Source organism: Veillonella sp. ACP1, from assembly GCF_000286635.1.
In the GTDB taxonomy this organism is placed as follows: Bacteria; Bacillota; Negativicutes; order Veillonellales; family Veillonellaceae; genus Veillonella; species Veillonella atypica.
This window is the reverse complement of sequence record NZ_ALKL01000003.1, coordinates 26347-49458: the sequence shown is the minus strand read 5'-3', so window position 1 is coordinate 49458 and position 23112 is coordinate 26347. Positions and strand designations below refer to the sequence as shown.

The following is a 23112-nucleotide window of genomic DNA, read 5'->3' as shown; positions in this document are numbered from 1 at the left end:
ATCATATACGCTAATTATCTATCAACACCGCCTCGATTATTACCAGAAGCAGGTGTAGTTTGTGTGCTAGGTCGAATAACACGAGGTTCTTCCACTGCAGGTGCCGATTGAACCGGTGCTGATTGCTGTGGAACTACTTGTTGCATACTTTCCGGTATTTGGCTAGGCGATGATGTTGTAGCCGGTTGTTCACTTGCTGCTGGTGCTGCTGGCGCTGGCGTTACTTGAGTTGCTGCCGGTACAGTTGTCGGTGTATATGTATATGTTGGTTCTACATCTACATATTGAGAATCCGCTGCTACAGCCTCTGCAGAGCTATAGTTATAATCTGGTTCGGATGTAGCCGCCACGTCATAGTTAGGACCAGCTTGTGCCAATGCAGGAGCCTGACCTTGATTAGAAGAGCCTGCACTCGCTTGTTCAGCACCATAAATTTTTTCAACCTCAGCCATATGCTCAGCATATGTTTTGGAGAAATGATTATGACCATCTTTATCTGCTACAAAGTATAGATAATCTGTATCTTCAGAATGAAGTACCGCATCTAATGCCTTTTTTCCAGGGTTTGCAATCGGTCCTGGTGGCAAACCTTTACTTACATATGTATTGTAAGGACTTTGTAACTGCGTATCTCCAAGCGTTACATTTTCCTTTGCATAACCAAGAACATAAGAAATAGTTGCATCAGATTGCAATGGAATACCATGTGCTAAGCGTTTCTTAAATACACCCGCAATAGTTGGGCGATCCGCATCATATAATGATTCACGTTCAACGATGGATGCTAAGGTTACAAAATCATGAATACTCATGTGTTGTGCTTGAATTTGTTTTTTAACAGCTGGTGTTAAATAGCGATTCATTTGCTCAGACATCATCAAAATGACATCCTTTGGCGTAGCACCAACTGGCACTTCATAAGTGCTTGGGAAAAGGAAACCTTCTACAGGGTATGTAGTCGGTTTAGTACCCTTCATATATGGGTATGGGACGAATGTTTTCGCCTCTGCCAAGAAATCGGAAGCTTTCATAATTTGAGCTTTTTCAAGAGCAATGGCGATATCCCCTACGGTATACCCTTCAGGAATCGTTAATTTAATGGACTCAACGTGACCCTCTTGTAATAAGTTAATTAATTCATGGACCGATACCTTATTTGGAATTTGGTAGTGACCAGATTGTAGTTTTGAACCGGTTCCACTAAGAGCTAACCATAATTTAAACACCTGTGTAGACCGAATTAGTCCATGTTCATAGAGCATATCGGCAATTTCTGTTCCTGTTGCATCCTTGCCTATTACGAGGACTTGAGATCCACCGTCATCGTTAAAGGTATTTGGTACAAAATAGGATGCACCTAAAGCACCACCACCTAAAATAGCAAGGCTAAGAACACCTACGGAAACATATTTTAAGGCTTTTCTCATGGATGAGTTCCTTTCTATTACAAACTATTGTATATCACCTTATTATACCATATTAAAGGCTTTCGATGTATCTCTTCTTTTATATTATCTATCATACCAAATAACCATGAGTCAATTAGTACACAAGAGATTACAATTACAAAAAAGACCCTAGTATAACAACCGTTATACTAGAGTCTTTGAGAGCTTAGAAATTACTCTTCTTCACCCATTGCTTCGTACATATTTACCAATACTTCGAAGTTTTCATCATCTTCATCTAATGGAACATATTCCTCTTCGCCTTCATCGTTTGTTTCGATGCGAGCCAAAATCATATATGTATCATCTTGACCTTCATGTTCTTCATCTTGTACATGAACAAGTACAGCGTATTCTTGACCTTCATGATTCAAGATTACATCTTCTGTAAAATATTGTTTGTTACCATCTTCATCTTCAAATTCGAGATAGAAAATTTCACCTTCGTAATTTTGATCAACCATGGGTATTCCCTCCTTTATTATGTATATAAGAACCTGTATGATATTCGCATTAGATATCTATGCGAATTAAGATTTACTAAATTGTAGTCTGTCTAAATAGCCTTGTAAAATAACGACAGCAGCCATTTTATCGATGACGCCCTTTCGTTTTTTACGACTCACATCTGCTGCGATGAGTTGACGTTCGGCCATAACGGTAGATAAACGTTCATCCCAAAATGTAACAGGCAAGTCGATGACAGCCTTCATTTTTTCGACAAATTCTTCCGTTTTTTCAGCGCGCTCACCCTTGGTGCCGTTCATATTCTTCGGCATGCCCACTACGAGTTCATGCACTTCGTATTCTGAAATCAATTCACGCAATCGGTTAAAGTCATTTTCTAAGGATGTACGACGAATCGTTTCTATACCTTGAGCAGTCATCAATAGCGCATCACTACATGCGATGCCAATGGTGCGACTACCTACGTCTAATGCCATAATCCTCATTATAGTTGTTTAGCCTTTGCGTATTCTTTTAATAATTCTTCGATTAAATCATCGCGTTCTAAACGGCGAATATCACTACGTGCATTATTATAGCTTGTAATGTACGCTGGATCCCCAGAGATAAGATAACCTAAGATTTGATTGATAGGATTATATCCTTTTTCTTGAATAGATTTATAAACGCGAGTCAATACCTCTTCGGCAGTCATCGGTTCATCGTCTACTTTACGGAATAACATAGTTTCATCTGAAACCTTCATGGGTATCCCTCCTTTGTATGAATGGGCCACGTACGTGGCCCACATATATGTATTGTATGTTTCTATTATAGCATATGCAAGATATACCTATAGAACGTATTATGCGTTAAGAGCTTCTTTAACAGCTTCGCCAGCTGCTTTTAATGCATCCATCAATTTAGCTGGTTCTTTACCGCCTGCTTGCGCCATATCTGGACGACCACCGCCATTACCACCAGCTACTTGAGCTGCTGCTTTAACGATATTACCAGCTTTTACGCCTTTACCGACAACATCTTTGGAAACTTTACATACAAAGTTTACCTTGTCATCGCCCATAGCGGCACCTACGAGTACTACGCCAGAACCATCTAATTTATCAAGGCCCATATCAGCGAAATCACGCAATTCATCAATAGAGGATGCTTTCACAGACGCAGCAACAAATGCTACATCGCCAATCATAACCTTACCAGCTACGATATCAGCAGCACCTGCAGCAGAAACCTCTTTGCGAATTTGGTCTAATTCTTTAGCTGTTTCTTTAGCCTCTGCCAATACTTGGTGCAAACGTTCTTCTACTTGGGCAGGTTTAGTTTTTAATTCACTAGCAATGCGTTCGATAGTCAAACGATCATGTTTTGCTGCATCAAGAGCGGCACGACCTGTAATCGCTTCGATACGACGTACACCAGAACCGATACCGGATTCAGATGTTAAACGGAAGGAACTGATGAAAGCTGTATTGCCTACATGAGAGCCGCCGCACAATTCAACGGAGAAGCCAGGAACCTCTACTACGCGAACTACGTCGCCATATTTATCGCCAAAGAGTGCCATAGCACCTTTTGCTTTTGCTTCGTCCATAGACATTTCAGCAATAGCAAGATCTGTGGCCTTAAGAATTTCTTCGTTTACAAGGGCTTCGATTTGATCAAGTTCCTCTTGTGTTACAGGGGAGAAATGTGTGAAATCGAAACGCAAGTAATCAGGTGTTACCAAAGAACCTGCTTGATTAACATGTTCACCAAGCACGCGTTTTAACGCAGCATGCAACAAGTGAGTTGCTGTATGATTACGAGCCATTGCTGCACGACGAGCTGTATCTACTTCAAGAGTTACATCATCACCTTCGGAGATAGAACCTTCTACAACAGTGCCGATGTGGTATACAGTACCTTCTGGTAAGCGTTTTGTATTATGAACCTCTACCTTGCCCATTGGACCAACGATAAAGCCAGTATCGCCTAATTGACCGCCCCCTTCTGCATGGAATGGTGTAGTGCGTACGATAACAGTGATTTCATCGCCATCAACAGCTGTTTGCAAGCGTTCAGAGCCTTTACCAAGCATCAATACAGAGGATGCAGTTTCCGCTTCATTTTCTACAAGTTCTTCGTCTTTTAAGAATGTAATATCTGGTGTAGCTACCTTTGCATCTTCTTTTACGCGAGCTTCACGAGCGCGTTCACGTTGTTCTTTCATGGCAGCATCAAAGCCTTCATGGTCGATTGTGAAACCGCGTTCGGATGCGATTTCTTCTGTTAATTCCCAAGGGAATCCATATGTGTCATATAATTTGAATACTTCTGTGCCAGGAACTACAGTTGCTTTTTCAGCAGCCAATGTATCGATTAAGGAATTCAATAACTCAAGACCTTGTTCCAATGTTTGGTTGAAACGTTCTTCTTCGTTTTGAACGACACGTTTAACGAAGTCTTGTTTTTCAGCAATGGATTTGATACCAGGGCCAAGAATATCTACAACTACATCGATAAGTGGTGTTAAGAATAAACCTTCGATACCAAGCAAACGGCCATGACGTACAGCACGGCGCAAGATACGACGCAATACGTAACCGCGGCCTTCATTGGATGGTAATACACCATCGGAAATCAATGCAGTTACAGCACGAGCATGGTCAGCGATAACCTTCAAGGATACATCTGTATTTGGGTCTTCGTTATACTTAACACCAGCCCGTTTTGCAGTCGCTTCTATGATTGGGAAAATCAAATCTGTTTCAAAGTTTGTTTTGCAATGTTGCAATACGGAAGCCAATCGTTCAAGACCGGCGCCAGTATCGATGTTTTTATGTTGCAATGGCTCATAGGAACCGTCTGGCATTTTATTAAATTGAGTGAACACGAGGTTCCAAATTTCAAGGTAACGGTCACAGTCACAACCAGGTGCACAGTTAGGATCATCACAACCATGTTCAGGGCCTTGGTCGAAGAAGATTTCGCTATCTGGACCACATGGACCTTCACCGATTTCCCAGAAGTTATCTTCAAGGCGTGTAATGTGACTTTCTTCTACGCCACAATCATTGTGCCATGTATCATATGCTTCTTGGTCATCTGGATATACAGTGACATATAATCTGTTTTTATCGAGTTTAATAACTTCTGTTAGGAATTCCCATGCCCAGTGAATAGCATCTTTTTTAAAGTAATCACCGAAGGAGAAGTTACCAAGCATTTCAAAGAATGTATGGTGACGTGCTGTGCGGCCTACGTTTTCAAGGTCACCAGTACGCATACATTTTTGGCTTGTCGTAATACGATGACAAGGAGGTACCAATTTACCTGTAAAGAAAGGCTTTAATGGCGCCATACCTGCCCCGATCAATAATAGAGACGGATCGTTTTCTGGGATAAGAGAAAAACTATCTAATTTTAAATGTCCTTTGCTTTCAAAAAACTGCAAGTATGCTTGACGCAGTTCATTACCTTTCATGTGTATATTCCTCCTAAAATAATTTACTCTTAATTATAACGTAAAAACCATAGAAAATCTATTATAACCTATATATATCCGGATATAATTAACCTTTATTAGCATTCTCTATTCCATCTAGCTGCCATAAAAAAAGATACAAAAAAAGAGGTTATACAAATCAACAGAACATAATTGATTCGTATAGCCCCTTTTTATGGCTCATATATAGTTCACCAATGGTTCTACATGGAGAAACCGTATGTTATATAACGCGTTTCGCGCCAATATAGCGTTCGCCCCAATAACCCGTATCAAGATCAGCTACGGCTACGCCACGGCTAGATGTAGCACTGATAAATTTACCATTGCCAATGTAAATACCGGAATGAGATGGACCTGGTTCATAGGTTTCAAAGAACACCAAATCACCAGCTTTAAGGTTCGCGCGAGAAACTTCAACACCTACATTGTATTGTTCATCCGCTAAACGAGGCAGCGCAATACCTTGTTTTGCAAATACATATTTAACATAACCAGAGCAGTCAAAACCACTTGGTGTAGTACCGCCAAATACATACGGAACACCGCGGTATTTATCGGCTTCTGCCAAAATAGCATGAATATTGTTTGGCGTTTGTACCTTTTTCAAATTATTCAACTTAACGTTTTGGCCTGCAAGACGTCTAGATTGAGCATTTTGATTTGTGAAAGCAGATTTTGTTGCCACTGCTTTTGCAGCCGCATTATTGGATAATACTGCCTTAGTTGTACGAGGAGCCCCCATCAATGCATTGTACGTTGCTGGTCCAATAATACCATCTACAGGTAAACCACGATCTTGTTGGAATAGGCGTACAGCCCATTTTGTTTCCTTACCATACACACCATTTTTATCGGTTGCATTATAACCGTGTTTAATTAATTGTTGTTGTACAGCGATTACGTTTCTACCTTTATCACCATATTGTAATGTTGTAGCGCTTGCCATCGCAGTGGTAGCACATACAAATGTTAATGTTAATGCCGCAATTTTACTCTTACTATATTTTGACTTCATATTCTGCCTTCCTAAAACTTCAAAGTGAGTTTACTTATTCAAAATATACTAACCGTCTCTCTATTTGCATCCAACAAATACAGCTAGTCTTTATCTTCTTCAGGGCCAGGTACTTGATTGGCTATAAATATATCAGCTTTTGATGGTTCATAAGCTATTTCTGGATTTTCACCATCAAAATTTATAGCAGCTTTCACCCAATATAATGGACGTTGTTTTACCTCTTCGAATACGCGTCCTACGTATTCGCCGATGATACCAAGTCCGACTAATTGGATACCACCAATAAATAATATGGACACGCCCAAGGTGGTCCACCCGTTTAATGCTTGACCCGTTAAGTACACGTAGAGCAAATGTAGTATTAAGAGAAAACTCAAGCCCCCACATAGGACACCTACATACAAAGCCGCACGCAATGGTACGCGAGAAAACGCTGTTACCCCATCAAGAGCAAAGCGAATCATTTTGCGCACACTGAATTTCGAAACCCCTGCAAAGCGAGGAGGCGCAACAAAGTGAAGTTCTGCTTGGCGATAGCCAAGTGCACCAACGATGCCACGCAAGAAACGTCCGTGTTCACGAAAATGTTTCAAAGTTTCTAGCGACTTACGATTCATTAAACGGAAATCAGATCCCCCTTCTACGATGGGAACATCTGCCATTTTATTCATCAGTTTATAATAATATTTAGATGTGAAGGATTTTGCCCAGCTGGCATCCTCCGTAGAGTCGCGTATGGTACGTACCACATCGTAACCAGCCTCCCACAAACGTATCAGTTCAGGAATCAAAGCTGGCGGATGTTGCATATCACCATCCATGGTGATTACCGCATCACCTTTGGCATAATCAAGACCACATGTCAACGCAGTCTGATGACCAAAGTTCCGTGCCAACAACACGACCTTAACTCGCGTATCAAGTTTTGCAATCTCGCGCAAAACGACAACAGACGAGTCCGTAGATCCATCATCGACATAGATAAGTTCATATTCATATGGTAGACCTGTCATAACTTTTGTTACGGCATTGTAAAAAATAGCTATATTTTCTTCTTCATTATATACAGGTACAACAATTGAAACTAACATATATCCTCCGTCGATTACTTCTATATTTTAGCGTTAAATCGTCAATATAGGCAAATTTAAAAGGTTGACAATAAAGAAGATGAACCTCATAATCCCCATAGCTATGCTACTTTTCAGGATTTTGAGGTTCATTCTCTTCATATTGTAGTCTTATCTCAAACGCTTATTAATGAGCTATTCATTTATTAAAACGTTATATTTATACACTTTTACGCATATCATATATATAGGCATTAAACTATTTGTTTTATAGCCCCGCAGCATCAATCCATGTCGTAAGATCTTCTTCTGCTGTCACCATATCTTCATCAAAAGCACCTACTACTTCAGGATAACGAGCTACCTCTACCGTATGTAAGATTGAGTCATCACGACCATTTTTATAGGTACCAACCCAAATGCCAGAAAATTGAGATTCATACCATTCTACAGGTTGATCTGTTTCATTGAAGGTAATCGTAATATGTCCACGCCCCAAAGTTTCTAGCACCTCTACTTGCTCTTCTTCAGCAAGGCCTGTCTTCTCAATATATATGGAATAGGTTGCACCAGTTTCACGTAATTGCTTTAGAGCTTGACGCAACTCATTTAGAACGGCCCGTACATTATTGTAATTTTCAATCATAGTGTCCCTCCTTTCTCATCCTATCAATCTATTCTTATTTATCTATAAACATATCAGTTTATTTAGGTTCGATTTGTACGCTCCATTCGCGAAGAACACGTAAAACGCGTTCTTTTACCTCAGGTAATGCCTTTTGTACAGGCGCGCTAGGTTCAAAACCAACTTCTAATGATTCTGGTTCAACACCTATAACAATGGCATCTTCCAATGGATTTTCTTGAATGGCACGAATGCGCAATATATCTTGCATGCCTACTTCATGAACCGAAATATGGTCCGTAAAATATTGTTCTAATTCACGATGTGGAAACTCATAGATGGTACCAGGGGCTTCGCCACCATTAACGGCGTCAATCAAGAGGATTTTCTTCATGCCTCGCATATAGGTCAATAATTCCATGCCCATCGTTCCGCCATCAATCAAGCTTATTTGAGGGGTGAAAGTATAGTTAGCTTTCAAATCTTCTACAACATGAACTCCAAGGCCCTCATCGGTAAGCAAAATATTACCTACCCCAAGGACGACAATAGAATTCTCATAATCATCATAAATGGCATGTAAATCAATACGCGGGCTCTCAGAGCCCGCGTATTCTATGCCACCAAATTGTTCTTCAGTGGTTATATTAGTCATCTTGTAATTCCTTTTCTCGTGGATCGTCAGGATTGCTTGGACGATATGTAGTACCAGATGGTTTATCGATACGTTCACCACGACGGCGTTTACCATTAAGGTCTTCAATATCAATAGGGTCATGAGCATAATATTTCATGCCTGAAACCATAGCAGATACTTCGCCAGATTCTTCCATAACATCTTCTCTAAATGCCATGTACACGTGAATGATGGTAAAGAATAAGAAGCCCCATGCAATATAGTGATGGATAATATGAACTTTATATTCACCACCAAATAACGTAATAATCGGTGCAAAGAGAGTTCCTATAATACCATTCGGATCAATCATGGCATACATTGCAAAACCTGTGATGATTTCAAAGAAGAACATGATGTATACCATCATATATGCGGTTCTCGCCAAGGAGTTACGCAACCAGTGATGTTCATGCTTTTGTGGAATCATCAAATAGTGCAATGTTGTTTCGCGAAGGCCATACCAATACCGTTTTTGACGGAATTTAGGCAATAATCTATCTCCGCGATTCCAAAGTGCACCAGCAAATCGGAATATAAAGGAGAATGTCAAAATAACACCCGCAATGAAATGGATACGACGCATCGTCTCCATAGAGAACCAGCCATCAATAGCGAAAGTTGGTTCCGGATGACCTGTAATAGCTGCAAAACCTGGATCACCAATATAAAGGCCAGTCCAGAATAAAGCTGTTACGGAAAGCACCATTGTCCAGTGGAATATGCGTAGCCATAAACTAAATACGACATACGCTTTTTTGTCAGTATGTATTAACATAAGCCCACCACCCTTTATTTACACAATGCATCTGTATTGACGGAAACGATTTTTTCGCCTTTTTTATTGTATAAATGGGTTGCACATGCGAGACATGGGTCAAAGGAGTGGATAACTTTCAAGATTTCAAGAGGTTTGTCCGCAATCTTAACATGTGTATCAATCATAGAATCTTCGTATGCACCATGTTCGTTAGCTGCTGTCTTAGGACATGCATTCCATGTAGATGGTACGATACATTGATAGTTTGCAGAACGACCATCTTTAATATGAATCCAGTGACCCAAACCGCCGCGAGGTGCTTCTACAAGACCAACGCCTTTAGCATCCTTAGGCCATTTATTTGGCTCAAATTTAGATGTATCCGCAACAGTAGTATCACCATTTTTAATGTTAGCTACGAGTTTATCAAAGAAGTATTGGCTAATATTAGAAGCCACTTGTGCATCAAGGCCACGACATGCGGTACGGCCAACCATTGTCGTCATCCATACATGAGCAGGCACACCCAATACTTGGGATACAGTATCGATTTGACGAACCATCATGGATTCAGCCCAAGTTGGATCAGTGATAATGCCTTGTTTTACCTTTGTATATACAACGATATATTTAGCTAGTGGACCCACTTCTGCTGTTTTGCCTTTGAAAGTTGGGGACTTGATCCAAGAATATTTTTTATCTTCATCAAGGTATTCCCATTTTTCTTTTGTACCAGATTTAGGACCTGTAAATTTAGGGTCTGTCACACCATCGAGTGGATGAAGTGTGCTAGTGCCATCTGGATATGCGAACCAAGAGTGATCAACCTCTTCACTGAGGTATTGAGGATCCATAAAATCCTTACCTTCTAATGGGATAAATGTAGCTTTATCTACACCTAATGCAAAGTTTTCTACAACACCATTAGAGCGAACGATACATTTTTTATGGTAATCGCCATCAGAAATACCTGTATACGCATCATCAGGATAATCGCCATAAGACATAACGCGTTTTTTCGCAAGGCCACCACCATCGACCATGCCTTTTTCAACGTAAATTTTGCCGATAGCTAATAAATCTGGCAAGTAGAAATTACTTACTAAATCCTTAGCCAATGCAATAGATTGTTCTACAGCAGCAAGACGCTGTGTATTGATAGGTGCATTCATGTCATTCATAGAAATAGAACATGGCATACCACCTACAATATAGTGTGGATGAGGGTTTTTACCGCCGAATACAACGTGAGGAATAACTACGTCACGTTGACGGTCTAGAATATTCAAGTAATGAGATACGGCCATCAAATGAACTTCTGGTGGCAATAATTGGTAATCAGGATGATCCCACCATTGAGCAGAGAAAATGCCTAATTGGCCAGATTCTACGATTTTCTTTACCTTTTGTTGTACAGCTGTAAAGTAAGCAGTTGTAGCTTTAGGGAATTCCTTAGGATATGCAGAATCTTTAGATGCTGTTTCAGCTGGCGCTAGACCGCTTACATTATAAGTAGCTAATACGTCATTTTGTAATTGTGCAGTTTTAGCTGGATCCGCACTAAGTGCAGCTACTGGGCTAACCCAGTCAAGTGCATGTAAATGATAGAAATGCACGAGATGGTCATGCACATCTAAAGAGCTATGCATGATATTACGAATGTAGTTTGCATTTTTAGGGATGGAAATACCAATTGCATCTTCTACAGCACGTAACGCTGCCAATGCATGTGTTGTTGTACATACGCCACAAATACGTTGCACAAATGCCCAAAGGTCACGAGGATCGCGGTCCTTTGCAACAAGTTCGATGCCACGCCAAGCAGTACCAGAGGACAATGCGTCCTCTACCTTACCACTTGCTTCATCAACTTTTATTTCTACCCGTAAATGACCTTCAATACGGGAAATCGGATCTACTACTACGCGTTTCATTAGTGACCTCCTCCATTATTATGTTTCTTTTCATCCCATAAGCCTTGTTCTTTCAAGCGTTTTTCTTCTTTCATATCAAGAATTTTATTACGCGTAAGAGTTGCAGCACCATGTACGATAACTGCAGCGGTAGCACCAACAGCAGCTACTGTGCCGATTGTATCAGCTGTAGTAATGGTGTTTGCCAATGGAATATCTGGTAATCGTTTGTAGAATACATCGTTATCCCAGAAGCCTTTTTCAGAGCAACCAATACAACCGTGACCGGATTGAATTGGATAGGACAAACCATTCCACCAACGCAAATTACCACAAGAATTATATGTTTGAGGTCCACGACAACCTACTTTATATAAGCACCAACCAGCTTTGGATGCATCATCGTCAAATTCTTCAACGAATAAACCGGAGTCAAAGAACGCACGGCGGTAGCAAGTATCGTGAATGCGATTGCCATAAAATTGTTTAGGACGGCCTTGAGAATCCAAAGGAGGAATTTGACCAAATAATGCGTAGTGCATAACTACACCAGTCATAACCTCTGGAATTGGAGGACAGCCAGGAACTTTAATAATAGGTTTACCAGATACAACAGAGGATACAGACACTGTATTTGTTGGATTTGGTTTTGCCGCTTGAATACCGCCCCAAGATGCACAAGAACCATACTCGATAATTGCAGCAGCGCCTTTAGCAGCTTCTAATAAAGATTCCTTAAATGTACGGCCACCTACTGTACAGTAGATACCATTTTCATCCAATGGAACCCCACCTTCAACAGCGAGGATATATTTGCCATTTTTCTCAGCAATGATTTTTTTAAGGTGTTCCTCTAAAGGTTCTCCAGATGCTGCAGCCAATGTATCATCATATTCCAAAGAAATCATATTCAAGATCACATCGGATGTAAATGGTGAGGAAGAGCGAATAAAGGATTCGCTACAACCGGTACATTCGTGACCATGAAGCCAGATTACAGTAGGTAATTCTGTTGTTTCTGCAGCTTTTACAACTGTATCAAGCATAGTAGGTGGCAACCCTAGAATAGCAGTCAACGCCACGCAAGATTTCATAAATGTACGTCGACTGAGACGTCTCTCTTGGAAGAGAGTCCATAAACTGTTCACACGATTTTTCATGGAATACAGCCTCCTTACAACAACTTTGCAGCAATATGTATATATTACCTAATCAACTATAACTATTGAGAGATATATTATCTCGATTAACTTATTATATCATTTTAAATTACATAAAACTATGACATTATGTATATATATCAAAAAAATTGATAAAAAAATCACCTAGCTAGATAATATCTACTATTATCCAGTTAGGTGTTCTCATCAATTAGAATTGTTTAATCACTTCATTGATCAAAGATTCTAATACAGCAGCTTTTTTGTAACCCGCAAGACGATCTAATAGTTTGCCTTCTTTAAAGAATGCCATGGAAGGAATACCTTCTACATCTTCTTTTAAAAGAATAGGACGCAAAGCCTTATCTTCTGCATCTACGCTGAAGAATTTAACGCGGCCGTCCAATTTTTCTGCTACAGCTTCTACTTCTGGACGCATAACTGTGCAAGGTTCGCACCAGCCAGCCCAAAAATCTACAATAACGAGCTCTTTAGAACCTAATACTAATTCATCAAATTGTTCTACGCTTGTAATAGCAGTAATAGCCATCGAAAGGCCTCCTTTATGTGTTACATATTATAAACTATATAAGAAGCAAGCAATCATTAAGCCGAGTTCTGTTCCGCTTGCGCGGTGACGATTATCTTTCTAGGCGTACAGTCGCCTGCACGCTCGAGCGACACAACCCGGAAGGTAGGCGGGACCACCGTTAACCCTTCCCTATTCGGTCTTGCTCCGGATGGGGTTTACCGAGCCAGCCTGTTACCAGACTGCTGGTGAGCTCTTACCTCACCTTTCCACCCTTACCACTGACGTGGCGGTTTCCTTTTCTATGGCACTTTCCCTAAGGTCACCCTCGCCAGACGTTATCTGGCATCCTGCCCTATGGAGCTCGGACTTTCCTCGAGTCCAATGGACTCGCAACCGTCTTTCATACTTGCTTCAATTCAGTTTATCATAGCTGTATATACTATGCAAGAATATCGAAATTTACTATTAAAATAGATTTTTATTCAAAGAAAAAATCTGCTTGGTTCTCAAAGGATTGTACAGTAATATCCCAGCCACCTTTGTCAGATTGGTCTCGTAAATAATCGCGGATACCCTCAGCCACAATCTCTTCCGTACCAAAATGACCTGCATCTACGACGAGTAAACCTAGTTCTTTAGCTAACTGTGCATCATGGTATTTTACATCTCCTGTTACATATGCATCAGCCTTAACTGCATTTTTGATAAACTCTGCACCACCACCAGAGCAAAGGGCTATCGTTTTAATAGAATCTTTTTTAATGCCTCCAAATCTAAGATTAGCATGTGGCAAAGATTCTTGGAGGTGCTCGCGGAAGCTTTCAAAATCCATAGTCTCAGGCAATTCACCGATACGACCTAACGTACGACCTACATTAGGTTCATGTAACGTAAATACTTCGTATGCCACCTCTTCATAAGGGTGAGCCTCTTTCATAGTATTGATAACAGCCTGTTTATGAGCACCATCTACGATAACATTAACGGCCACCTCTGGTACAACCGTCAATGTTCCAGCTTCACCAATGACCGGATGGGATTCATCATTACCTCTAAACCGACCTTCGCCTGTAAAACTAAAGCTACATGATTCGTAATTGCCAATACGACCAGCGCCAGCACTAGCCATTGCTTCACGTACTGCATCGGCAGTATCAGTCGGCACAAAGGTGGTAATTTTATATACCATATCAGAACCTGTCGGAACAAAGCCTCTCACATTCGTCAATCCTAATCGGTTCGCCAACATATCATTGAGCCCGCCAATGGTAATATCTAAGTTCGTATGTGCACTATATACAACAATATCATTTTTTATCAGTTTCTCGATTAATGTTCCTTGAGGACTATCTAAATGTAATGATTTCAAACCTTTAAAAATAAATGGATGATGGCTAATGATCATTTGGGCCTGTTCAACCATCGCATATTCTATGACCTCAGGTGTAATATCGAGAGTCGTAATGATTTTGGATACATCGCGTTGTTTCGAACCCACCATAAGGCCTACATTATCCCATGACTCAGCATAATGAGGCGGTGCCCATTGTTCCATCGATTCTATAATTTGTTTTGCTAACACCATCGTATCACTCCTAACCGATAATTAGCGCAGGCTGGCCAATTCATCTATTTCATGTTGTAATTGTTTATATTTCTCCGTATGTGAAAGTTCCACTGTCATGCCATCTAGCGCACATTGTCGTTGATATATCAAAAAATCTACATATTCATTCCACAATGCAGGTTTCTCTTTGGCTAATAAAGCCCCTACAGACCAAAGAATAGAGGTCTTTGGCAATGTATCATAAAGAGCATCGTCAGAATGAATCGAATAGCTAGCATTGTCACCATATGTATCGATACAGTCAAAACGAACGGCTACAAATGCAGTGTACATTTTCCCCATATCCTTCATGATAATTTCTTTGACAATACGGTATCCTTTTTCCACCATATATTGGCGTAATTCGGCCTGGCCATTCTGAGGTTGTAACACATAAAACTCCAGCGGTTCCGGACCTTCCTCGACGATATCGCGCATTAAAAATCCACCCATACCGCAACAGATGGCGCCGTTTAATTCGCCCTTTTTAGTAACTTGCAAACCGTCACCAAGACGGCAGTCGATTACATTGCTAAGCCCTCGAGATGTAACATAGGACTTGGCCGATTCCAAAGGGCCCTTATGAACATCACCAGCGATAACGCGTTTGGCCTTGCCTCTCACAATTAACTCAACAGCTAAATAACCATGATCCGTTCCAATATCTGCAATAGATTCTGCATGGGGAACGATATCAAAGACCGCCTCTAAACGATCCATCATAGGTCTTGCTTTCATAACCACCTCGTATACTAACAGGTCCATCGACCTTCATACTATCTATTCTTCATATCTATATTATAACAAAAAACCTGCCCCAATCGGAGCAGGTTTCATTGATTCAATTTATACAAGTTTGGTGGGCCCACCTGGGATCGAACCAGGGACCGACCGGTTATGAGCCGGTTGCTCTACCCCTGAGCTATAGGCCCAAGCTTGCGTATAAAATTATACTGAAAATTCTTGCTTACGTCAACTAGGTTATTTCCGAACATGCAGTTCCTCTCAAGCCTCCACCGCCTTAACAGTCTTCGGCCTAGGGCCTCGACTTAGCAAAGTCGTTTGAGAGGAACTGCATGTTCTACTCTATCCTATATTCCGTGAGCAAAGAATTTACAGCATCTACGGGAATCCCGGATTAAACAGGAAAAATCGTTTGTGGACGGTACATTTCCGTTACACTTCGACATCTATGTAAGCAAGAAATTTTCAGTATCTACGGGGCTCCGGGATTAGACAGACAAAGTTGTTTGGACAAGCCTTCTTTTTGTTACTATACGACAACTGAGCACCTAAGAGTTTTCAGTATTCACAGTGCCCTGGGCTCAAACAGGAGATAAGTCGTTTGAGAGGAACTGCATGTTCTACTCTATCCTACATTCCGTGAGCAAAGAATTTACAGCATCTACGGTGCTCCGGGCTCAGACAGGATAACTGTCTTATGCGTTTTTGAGTGTTAGGAATCGGTTGATCATGTCGTCTTGTTCGAAGACGCCTTTTGTGGCGAGGGTGGTTGTTTTGCTGTTGGCGGATTTTACGCCGCGGGCGCTGACGCAGCTATGGGAGCTTGTGATGTGGACGATGACGTCGTCGGTGCCGGTGGCAATGGAGATGACTTCGGCAATGTCTTCACCGATTTTTTCTTGTAGTTGTAATCGTTTGCAACACATTTCTGCAATGCGTGGCATTTTGGACAAGCCGATGACACGGCCACGAGGAATATAGCCGATGCTGATATTCATATCATACATCAAGGCCATGTGATGTTCACAATGGGAAAAGCAAGTAATATCTTTTACAATTACCATTTGGTTTGTATCGACATCAAAGGTTTTACCAAACATATCCGCAATGTCTGCATTCGTATATTGAATGCCTTCAAACATTTCTTCCATCATTTGGGCCACCCGTTTTGGTGTTTCTACGAGGCCTTCACGGTCTGGATTTTCTCCCAATGCTTCCAGTAATTGATACACTAATGATTCAATTCGTTTTGTGTCCATGTTATACTCCTTTCGCATCAGGGTCCCAAATAAATTTATGAATTTGTAGCTGGAATCTAACGTTCTGCCAATTGTGGGCTTTCATATACTCAACAATCGTAGCCCCTTCAATATTGCCCCATACAGGAGACACGAAAATTTGTGCATCCGTAGGATATGTTTTTAGAATCTCATCCATACGGTCTAAATCTTGCATAGAACCAACTACGAATTTAATGATATCCGCAGGTGTAGCTACCTTGAATATATCTAAGTTCATAGCCTCTTCTGCTAAGGATGACGGCGTCTTGTAGTCATAAGTAAACCATACATTATCTCTGTGAAAGCTAGGTATGATTGTACCATTCGTTTCTATATTAAAATCATATCGCGCATTACGTATTGTTAACTCATCAATAAGTTCAATAATGGCCGGTTCCTGTAAAAGCGGTTCTCCACCGGTAACGGTGATTCGATGATTTTCTAATTGTTCAATCACATCAGCTACAGCCTGAACACTTATGCTTTCAAAAGTGCTTTCAGGACCATAACTATACAATGTATCGCAATAAGAGCAGCGAATATTACAGTCATGGAGGCGCAAAAAGGTAGTCAAAAATCCTTGCCGTTTCCCTTCTCCATCAATGGAGGAAAATAGTTCAATCACGTTCATAGATAGCAACATTTCCTTCTGACTCTTGAACCTCTACCTTAAAACATTTTGGCCCTAATTCATCGGCAATCCATTTCGCCATATTTTCTGCAGTAGGATTAATACCCCCTAATACGTCGTTGATATGTTTATGATCAAGACGGCCATGAATCTTTTCTTTAATGATCGTAAAGTCAATCACCATGCCATTATGATCTAATTCCTCACTACGCGCATGAACGGTTATAATCCAATTGTGCCCATGTAAATTCTGACATTTACTTGGATAATCTAATTGTAATTGATGAGATGCACTCACCTCTAAACGTTTGCTAACAGTATACATGTTATCCCCTATATATCTAAAAACTTAGTGTATTATATTACTTTTATTATAGCACAAAAGGGCTGCCATACATGTATATGTACAGCAACCCTAATAGTAATCTAATCTTATAAGAAATCTTTAATTTTATCGCGTTTACCACGATTACGTAATTTTGTTAACGCCTTACCTTCGATTTGACGAATACGTTCACGAGTTACGTTAAAGTGTTGGCCTACTTCTTCAAGGGTACGTGGTTTGCCATCTTTCAAACCAAAACGTAAAATCAATACTTGTTGTTCACGGTCTGTTAAGCATGTGAAAACGTCTTCGATTTGTTCTTGCAACAAGATGTAGCTAGCCGCATCATCTGGTGCCACCGCATCTTGGTCTTCGATGAAATCGCCCAAATGGGAGTCTTCTTCTTCACCAATTGGTGTTTCCAAGGATACTGGCTCTTGTGCAATTTTTTGAATTTCACGAACACGTTCCGCAGTGATACCCATGCCTTCTGCAATTTCTTCTGGCGTTGGCTCTCTGCCTTTATCTTGCAATAATTGTCGGGAAATACGAATCAATTTATTGATAGTTTCAACCATGTGAACTGGAATACGTATTGTTCTCGCTTGGTCTGCAATAGCCCGCGTAATCGCTTGACGAATCCACCATGTTGCATAGGTGGAGAATTTATAACCTTTTGTATAGTCGAATTTATCGACCGCTTTGATAAGCCCCAAGTTACCTTCTTGAATCAAATCCAAGAACAACATGCCTCTACCAACATATCGTTTAGCAATACTTACAACAAGGCGCAAGTTAGCATCTACCAATTTTTTCTTAGCCTTTTTGCTAAGTTGAATTTCCTTATATGTAGCATCTTCCTCTGCACCTGCTTCAATTTGTTTTGCTAATACGATTTCTTCGTCAGCTGAAAGCAATGGAACACGACCAATTTCTTTCAAATACATACGAACTGGATCGTCGATATTAACACTAGCATCTACGCTTAGGTCAATGGAAATATTTTTTTCAGATGCTGCATCACGGTCCTCATCGACATCATCATCAGGTTCAAGTGCATCGTCTTTATCATCGTCCTCAACATCTGGAACAACTTCGATATTTAGTTTGTTAAAAGTAACATAAATATCATCTAATTGTTCTGCTGTTAAATCAGTTTGCTCATGAAGAGCATCTGAAATTTCTGATTGTGTCAACACACCGCTTTTACGGCCTTTTTCAAGAAGTTGTGCCACAATCTCCTCTATTTGACTTTTTTGTACTTTCTTAGCCACAGCGCTCTCCTTTATTACTTACTATTTAGACCATTCTCTAATTAGATTTTGTATTTCCTGACATTTATGTAATTCGCTAATAAATGTCGAATCTCCTGCACGTTTTAATTGATCGGCCAAAATTGAGTGCATTTTATATTGTTCCCGTAAGGAATGTAGCCGTATTTTACGGATAAGTACAGGTACAGCCTCATTTGCCTCAATTATCATAAGCCGTGAAAAAATTTCATATTCTTGAGGCGTCAATACGTCCTCCACAGATTCCGGCTCATATTGACCTGTTTGAGTAAATAAGGTGTATATCTTTTCTATTATACCCCGATATTGAATATTTTGAAAGTCCTCAAGCGGTAAATATTGTACTACCTCTTGTAAAGCCTTTGAATCTGTAATGACATGAGCCATCAATAACTCTTCATCACCACTGACAATCTTCTTAGGCTGTGTAATCTTTTCATCGACTAATTCAATATTCCCCTTTTGGGTATAATTTCTAAAATAGCGGAATATAGTACTGTTATCTAGCCATAATGGCAATGCTAAGGCCTTTAATGCATCGTCTCGAATCGTTTGACTATGAATATTCGCAATATAAGGAAATATATCTTGCATAACCGCCTGTTTGCCTTCTGCATCATTCGTATCATGCTTAATAAGAGATTCACTTAATAAATAATCGAGCGGCTTAACAGCCTTTTCTACTAATTCCTTAAAAGCTTTGCCGCCGTGATTTCGCACATAGTCATCAGGATCCTTGCCATCAGGCATAGCCAACACGCGAACCTTAAAATCCGTATTCTGTAGTAATTCAATAGCACGTGCAGCAGCTTGCCGACCGGCACCATCCATATCGTAGGCTAAGATAATTTCATCTGCTTGGCGCATCAAAATATGACCATGATCCTTTGTATATGCCGTCCCCAGCGAAGCCACTACATTGGTTACACCCTTATTATGAGCAGAAATAACATCCATATAGCCTTCTACTAATATGGCTTGTTTTTCTTCGCGTATCGATTTATAAGCCTTATCAAAGGCAAATAAAATTTTACCCTTTTCAAAGATTTGACATTCAGGAGAGTTCAAATACTTCGGCGTGCTATCATCCATAACACGGCCCCCAAAGCCGACTACACGACCTTTGCCATCCATAATAGGAAACATAACACGATTACGGAAGAAATCATAGGCCTGCCCTTTGTCATTCTTGCGAATTAAATTAAGCTCGAGCAAGATTGATTCTTCGATGCCCCGTTCTCTAAAGGCCTTATATAATCTATCCCAACCATCGGGAGCAAATCCAAGTTTAAACTTTTCTATGGTTTCATCTGTAAGGCCCCGTTTTTTTAGGTACTCTAATCCAACCTTACCAAGAGAGGTCTTTATCAAACAGTTGTGAAAGAAATTCGCCGCCAAATCACAGGCCTCATATAATTTCTTTCGTCGTTCCTCTCTTGCCCGCACCTGTGGTGAAAGCTTTGCTTCTGGCAATGGTATATTAGCTCGATTAGCAAGCCGTTCCAAGGCCTCAACAAAGGTAATTCCTTCTAGCTCCATCAAAAACTTGATGGCATTTCCCGATGCATGGCAGCCAAAACAATAATAAAACCCCTTGTCAGGAGCCACACTAAAGGATGGCGTCTTCTCATTGTGAAATGGACAACAACCCCAATAATTCTTACCTTTTTTCTTTAATGTAACGTGTTCTGATACAACGGATACGATATCATTGGCATCTTTAATTTGTTCAATTAATTCATTTTCAAAATATCGACTCACCAGAACACCTCCTTTTAATTTTTATATTTTATCGACTATACAATCATAGAAAAAAGGGTCTATAATTCTATATTCGATAAAACTTTCAAAAATCCTCTAATATAATAGCCTACAATTAAAAAGGATAGGCTGCAATATAATATTGCAGCCTACAATTTTGGTATAATGCTTATTTAGCAAAATCAACAACGCGTGTTTCACGAATGACAACAACCTTGATTTGACCAGGATATTCTAATTCGGATTCAATGCGTTTTACAATATTCCGAACAAGTAATGTAGATTCAGCTTCATCAATCTTATCCGGTTTTACTACAACGCGAATTTCTCGACCGGCTTGAATAGCAAAGCACTTTTCAACGCCTTCGAAAGATTCAGCGATTTCTTCCAATTTAGATAATCGTTTTAAGTAATTTTCTAATGTTTCTCTACGAGCACCTGGACGGGCTGCAGAGATAGCATCTGCTGCTGCTACAAGAACAGCCTCTACTGTTTGGAATTCTTCATCACCATGATGTGCACCAATACAGTTGATTACAGCTGCGCTTTCACGATATTTACGAGCTACATCAACACCGATTTCCACATGGGAACCTTCGATTTCACGATCTAGCGCCTTACCAATATCATGAATTAAACCACCTCGTTTAGCCAATGTCACATCACAGCCAAGTTCTGCGGCCATAAGACCTGCTAAATGAGATACTTCGATAGAATGTTTTAACACATTTTGACCATAACTAGTACGGTATTTCAAACGCCCTAAAATTTTGATAATTTCAGGATGTAAGCCATGAACATCTGCCTCAAAGGTTGCTTGTTCACCGGCTTCTTTAATTGTTTGGTCCACCTCTTTACGAGCTTTTGCCACCATCTCCTCAATACGAGCAGGATGGATTCGACCATCGACAATCAATTTTTCCAATGCAATACGCGCTACTTCGCGGCGAATTGGATCAAAACCTGATAGAATTACGGCTTCTGGTGTATCATCGATAATTAAATCGATACCAGTTAATGTTTCTAGAGCACGAATATTACGACCTTCACGACCGATAATACGACCCTTCATTTCATCATTAGGTAATGCTACAACAGAAACAGTCGTTTCTGCAACATGGTCAGCTGCACAGCGTTGAATAGCGCCGGAAATAATTTCCTTAGCCTTTTTCTCAGCTTCATCTTTAGCTTGCTGTTCCATTTCTTTTACCATGATAGCCGTTTCATGACGGATTTCTTGTTCTACATTTGTTAACAAGATGTTCCGAGCTTCATCAAAGGTCATGCCAGAAATACGTTCTAATTCTGCCATTTGCTTTTCATACAAAGCATCAATTTTTTCTTTGCTTTGAACTAAGTCAGCTTCTTTACGATGTAAAGCTTCCTCTTTGTGCTCAATATTGTCTAATTTTTTATCCAAAGATTCTTCTTTTTGAAGAATACGGCGTTCCATACGTTGTAGTTCAGAACGACGCTCTTTATTTTCTCGTTCTACATCAGAACGGAGCTTATGAATTTCTTCTTTCGCCTCTAATAAAGCTTCTTTCTTTTTAGACTCGGCCATGCGCTCGCCATTTGCGACAATGCGCTCAGCCTCTTGCTCAGCTTGATTCAGTTTTCCTTCAGCGATATTTTTTCGTAAAAAATAGCCTACACCTAGTCCAATTAGCACCATTACTACTGCAATTAGACTATACTCTAAAATCAGTCTCACCTCCTGTATCTTCACATACGGGCACTACGCCCCTTGTTTCCTGATTTTTAACATATTAAATTAATAACCTATAATACATTATATGTTTACAAGGCTATTTTAATTTTATGCTTGAAAGCCCTTTCTGTCAAGATTGATAGGCCTCGCAAACCTTAGTAATAGTGCTCATAGAAAATCCCCTGTTTTTTAGGAAATTCATTATTTTTATACGTGGAATATCGCTTATAGATTCACCATATTTTTTATCTACGATTCGAAAAGCGGCTGCCAGTTCATCATAATTTTCAATATCACGAGGCACATCAAGTCCTCTCTGTTTCATTTTTTGCTTTATAAGATATGCACCATATTTCTGCTCTCTCATCAAATAGGATACAACCTGTTTCGCTAAACGCTCATCATTAATGTAATCATAGTAAATTAATCGTTCTTCTACGTAATCGATGAGATCCGATGGAATCTGTTTTCGTTTCATCTTTTGGCGCAGCTCATAAGAGCTTAAAAAGCGCTGTGCAAGAAATCGATAGGCTTGATCTAACGCAGCCTGCTTTTCCTCTTCTGTAAACATATCGTCTATCATAATAACCTCAATGAAAAAGGGC

22 protein-coding genes, 1 tRNA gene and 1 other RNA gene are annotated in these 23112 nt (G+C 40.2%); all 24 read right to left on the bottom strand.

What is annotated here, in order from left to right; all coding sequences use genetic code 11:
- Positions 1–14 precede the first annotated feature (14 nt).
- Positions 15–1427, bottom strand: coding sequence for an endolytic transglycosylase MltG (gene mltG, locus HMPREF1151_RS01505; RefSeq protein ID WP_009660819.1), 1413 nt, complete (start codon positions 1425–1427; stop codon positions 15–17).
- A gap of 194 nt (positions 1428–1621) precedes the next feature.
- The gene (locus HMPREF1151_RS01500) at positions 1622–1912 is read right to left on the bottom strand and encodes a DUF1292 domain-containing protein (RefSeq protein ID WP_005376289.1); all 291 of its coding nucleotides are present in this window, start codon (positions 1910–1912) and stop codon (positions 1622–1624) included.
- A 66-nt stretch (positions 1913–1978) separates the two neighbouring features.
- A complete protein-coding gene (ruvX, locus tag HMPREF1151_RS01495; RefSeq protein ID WP_005380531.1) occupies positions 1979–2401 on the bottom strand; it encodes a Holliday junction resolvase RuvX in 423 nt (140 codons plus the stop codon).
- Positions 2401–2661: an IreB family regulatory phosphoprotein gene (locus HMPREF1151_RS01490; protein ID WP_005376219.1), complete on the bottom strand. Its 261-nt coding sequence runs from the start codon at positions 2659–2661 to the stop codon at positions 2401–2403. Before HMPREF1151_RS01490 ends, ruvX begins: the two co-directional genes overlap by 1 nt.
- A gap of 99 nt (positions 2662–2760) precedes the next feature.
- Positions 2761–5379 carry an alanine--tRNA ligase gene (alaS, locus tag HMPREF1151_RS01485; protein ID WP_009660817.1) on the bottom strand — a complete coding sequence of 873 codons (2619 nt, stop codon included), beginning with the start codon at positions 5377–5379 and terminating at the stop codon, positions 2761–2763.
- 244 nt (positions 5380–5623) lie between these two features.
- Complete coding sequence (locus HMPREF1151_RS01480) at positions 5624–6418, bottom strand: NlpC/P60 family protein (RefSeq protein WP_009660815.1); 795 nt, start codon at positions 6416–6418, stop codon at positions 5624–5626.
- Positions 6419–6501: 83 nt separating this feature from the next.
- A complete protein-coding gene (locus tag HMPREF1151_RS01475; protein WP_005376014.1) occupies positions 6502–7512 on the bottom strand; it encodes a glycosyltransferase family 2 protein in 1011 nt (336 codons plus the stop codon).
- A gap of 247 nt (positions 7513–7759) precedes the next feature.
- Positions 7760–8137 carry a hydrogenase expression/formation C-terminal domain-containing protein gene (locus tag HMPREF1151_RS01470; RefSeq protein WP_005376242.1) on the bottom strand — a complete coding sequence of 126 codons (378 nt, stop codon included), beginning with the start codon at positions 8135–8137 and terminating at the stop codon, positions 7760–7762.
- Between the two features lie 58 nt (positions 8138–8195).
- Positions 8196–8771: a HyaD/HybD family hydrogenase maturation endopeptidase gene (locus tag HMPREF1151_RS01465; RefSeq protein WP_009660788.1), complete on the bottom strand. Its 576-nt coding sequence runs from the start codon at positions 8769–8771 to the stop codon at positions 8196–8198.
- Positions 8764–9570: a Ni/Fe-hydrogenase, b-type cytochrome subunit gene (gene cybH, locus HMPREF1151_RS01460; protein ID WP_038141135.1), complete on the bottom strand. Its 807-nt coding sequence runs from the start codon at positions 9568–9570 to the stop codon at positions 8764–8766. The genes HMPREF1151_RS01465 and cybH overlap by 8 nt, the downstream gene beginning before the upstream one ends.
- A gap of 14 nt (positions 9571–9584) precedes the next feature.
- Entirely contained in the window at positions 9585–11486 is a 1902-nt protein-coding gene (locus tag HMPREF1151_RS01455; protein WP_009660818.1) for a nickel-dependent hydrogenase large subunit, read from the bottom strand.
- The gene (locus HMPREF1151_RS01450; RefSeq protein ID WP_005376032.1) at positions 11486–12625 is read right to left on the bottom strand and encodes a hydrogenase small subunit; all 1140 of its coding nucleotides are present in this window, start codon (positions 12623–12625) and stop codon (positions 11486–11488) included. Before HMPREF1151_RS01450 ends, HMPREF1151_RS01455 begins: the two co-directional genes overlap by 1 nt.
- Positions 12626–12836: 211 nt before the next feature.
- Complete coding sequence (locus tag HMPREF1151_RS01445) at positions 12837–13175, bottom strand: co-chaperone YbbN (RefSeq protein ID WP_005376172.1); 339 nt, start codon at positions 13173–13175, stop codon at positions 12837–12839.
- 38 nt (positions 13176–13213) lie between these two features.
- Positions 13214–13570: RNase P RNA component class A (gene rnpB / locus HMPREF1151_RS09565), an RNA gene on the bottom strand.
- Between the two features lie 65 nt (positions 13571–13635).
- Entirely contained in the window at positions 13636–14742 is a 1107-nt protein-coding gene (locus HMPREF1151_RS01440; protein ID WP_009660811.1) for a Nif3-like dinuclear metal center hexameric protein, read from the bottom strand.
- Between the two features lie 21 nt (positions 14743–14763).
- Positions 14764–15501: a class I SAM-dependent methyltransferase gene (locus tag HMPREF1151_RS01435; protein ID WP_038141131.1), complete on the bottom strand. Its 738-nt coding sequence runs from the start codon at positions 15499–15501 to the stop codon at positions 14764–14766.
- A 119-nt stretch (positions 15502–15620) separates the two neighbouring features.
- A tRNA-Ile gene (locus HMPREF1151_RS01430) sits at positions 15621–15695 on the bottom strand.
- A 507-nt stretch (positions 15696–16202) separates the two neighbouring features.
- On the bottom strand, positions 16203–16766 hold the full coding sequence (folE, locus tag HMPREF1151_RS01425; protein WP_005376291.1) for a GTP cyclohydrolase I: 564 nt from the start codon (positions 16764–16766) through the stop codon (positions 16203–16205).
- 1 nt (position 16767) lies between these two features.
- A complete protein-coding gene (locus HMPREF1151_RS01420; protein WP_009660816.1) occupies positions 16768–17430 on the bottom strand; it encodes a radical SAM protein in 663 nt (220 codons plus the stop codon).
- On the bottom strand, positions 17405–17743 hold the full coding sequence (queD, locus tag HMPREF1151_RS01415; protein WP_005380524.1) for a 6-carboxytetrahydropterin synthase QueD: 339 nt from the start codon (positions 17741–17743) through the stop codon (positions 17405–17407). Before queD ends, HMPREF1151_RS01420 begins: the two co-directional genes overlap by 26 nt.
- A gap of 107 nt (positions 17744–17850) precedes the next feature.
- On the bottom strand, positions 17851–19017 hold the full coding sequence (rpoD, locus tag HMPREF1151_RS01410) for an RNA polymerase sigma factor RpoD (protein ID WP_009660799.1): 1167 nt from the start codon (positions 19015–19017) through the stop codon (positions 17851–17853).
- A 21-nt stretch (positions 19018–19038) separates the two neighbouring features.
- Positions 19039–20796: a DNA primase gene (gene dnaG / locus HMPREF1151_RS01405; protein ID WP_009660820.1), complete on the bottom strand. Its 1758-nt coding sequence runs from the start codon at positions 20794–20796 to the stop codon at positions 19039–19041.
- 169 nt (positions 20797–20965) lie between these two features.
- Positions 20966–22510: a ribonuclease Y gene (rny, locus tag HMPREF1151_RS01400; RefSeq protein ID WP_255324120.1), complete on the bottom strand. Its 1545-nt coding sequence runs from the start codon at positions 22508–22510 to the stop codon at positions 20966–20968.
- A 127-nt stretch (positions 22511–22637) separates the two neighbouring features.
- A complete protein-coding gene (locus HMPREF1151_RS01395) occupies positions 22638–23090 on the bottom strand; it encodes a regulatory protein RecX (protein WP_009660797.1) in 453 nt (150 codons plus the stop codon).
- Between the last annotated feature and the right edge of the window lie 22 nt (positions 23091–23112).

Bases quoted from the DNA above. Each gene is read 5' to 3' on its own strand.
- mltG (WP_009660819.1), bottom strand. From the start codon at position 1,427: ATGAGAAAAGCCTTAAAATATGTTTCCGTAGGTGTTCTTAGCCTTGCT.
- HMPREF1151_RS01500 (WP_005376289.1), bottom strand. From the start codon at position 1,912: ATGGTTGATCAAAATTACGAAGGTGAAATTTTCTATCTCGAATTTGAA.
- ruvX (WP_005380531.1), bottom strand. From the start codon at position 2,401: ATGAGGATTATGGCATTAGACGTAGGTAGTCGCACCATTGGCATCGCA.
- HMPREF1151_RS01490 (WP_005376219.1), bottom strand. From the start codon at position 2,661: ATGAAGGTTTCAGATGAAACTATGTTATTCCGTAAAGTAGACGATGAA.
- alaS (WP_009660817.1), bottom strand. From the start codon at position 5,379: ATGAAAGGTAATGAACTGCGTCAAGCATACTTGCAGTTTTTTGAAAGC.
- HMPREF1151_RS01480 (WP_009660815.1), bottom strand. From the start codon at position 6,418: ATGAAGTCAAAATATAGTAAGAGTAAAATTGCGGCATTAACATTAACA.
- HMPREF1151_RS01475 (WP_005376014.1), bottom strand. From the start codon at position 7,512: ATGTTAGTTTCAATTGTTGTACCTGTATATAATGAAGAAGAAAATATA.
- HMPREF1151_RS01470 (WP_005376242.1), bottom strand. From the start codon at position 8,137: ATGATTGAAAATTACAATAATGTACGGGCCGTTCTAAATGAGTTGCGT.
- HMPREF1151_RS01465 (WP_009660788.1), bottom strand. From the start codon at position 8,771: ATGACTAATATAACCACTGAAGAACAATTTGGTGGCATAGAATACGCG.
- cybH (WP_038141135.1), bottom strand. From the start codon at position 9,570: ATGTTAATACATACTGACAAAAAAGCGTATGTCGTATTTAGTTTATGG.
- HMPREF1151_RS01455 (WP_009660818.1), bottom strand. From the start codon at position 11,486: ATGAAACGCGTAGTAGTAGATCCGATTTCCCGTATTGAAGGTCATTTA.
- HMPREF1151_RS01450 (WP_005376032.1), bottom strand. From the start codon at position 12,625: ATGAAAAATCGTGTGAACAGTTTATGGACTCTCTTCCAAGAGAGACGT.
- HMPREF1151_RS01445 (WP_005376172.1), bottom strand. From the start codon at position 13,175: ATGGCTATTACTGCTATTACAAGCGTAGAACAATTTGATGAATTAGTA.
- HMPREF1151_RS01440 (WP_009660811.1), bottom strand. From the start codon at position 14,742: ATGGTGTTAGCAAAACAAATTATAGAATCGATGGAACAATGGGCACCG.
- HMPREF1151_RS01435 (WP_038141131.1), bottom strand. From the start codon at position 15,501: ATGAAAGCAAGACCTATGATGGATCGTTTAGAGGCGGTCTTTGATATC.
- folE (WP_005376291.1), bottom strand. From the start codon at position 16,766: ATGGACACAAAACGAATTGAATCATTAGTGTATCAATTACTGGAAGCA.
- HMPREF1151_RS01420 (WP_009660816.1), bottom strand. From the start codon at position 17,430: ATGTTGCTATCTATGAACGTGATTGAACTATTTTCCTCCATTGATGGA.
- queD (WP_005380524.1), bottom strand. From the start codon at position 17,743: ATGTATACTGTTAGCAAACGTTTAGAGGTGAGTGCATCTCATCAATTA.
- HMPREF1151_RS01395 (WP_009660797.1), bottom strand. From the start codon at position 23,090: ATGATAGACGATATGTTTACAGAAGAGGAAAAGCAGGCTGCGTTAGAT.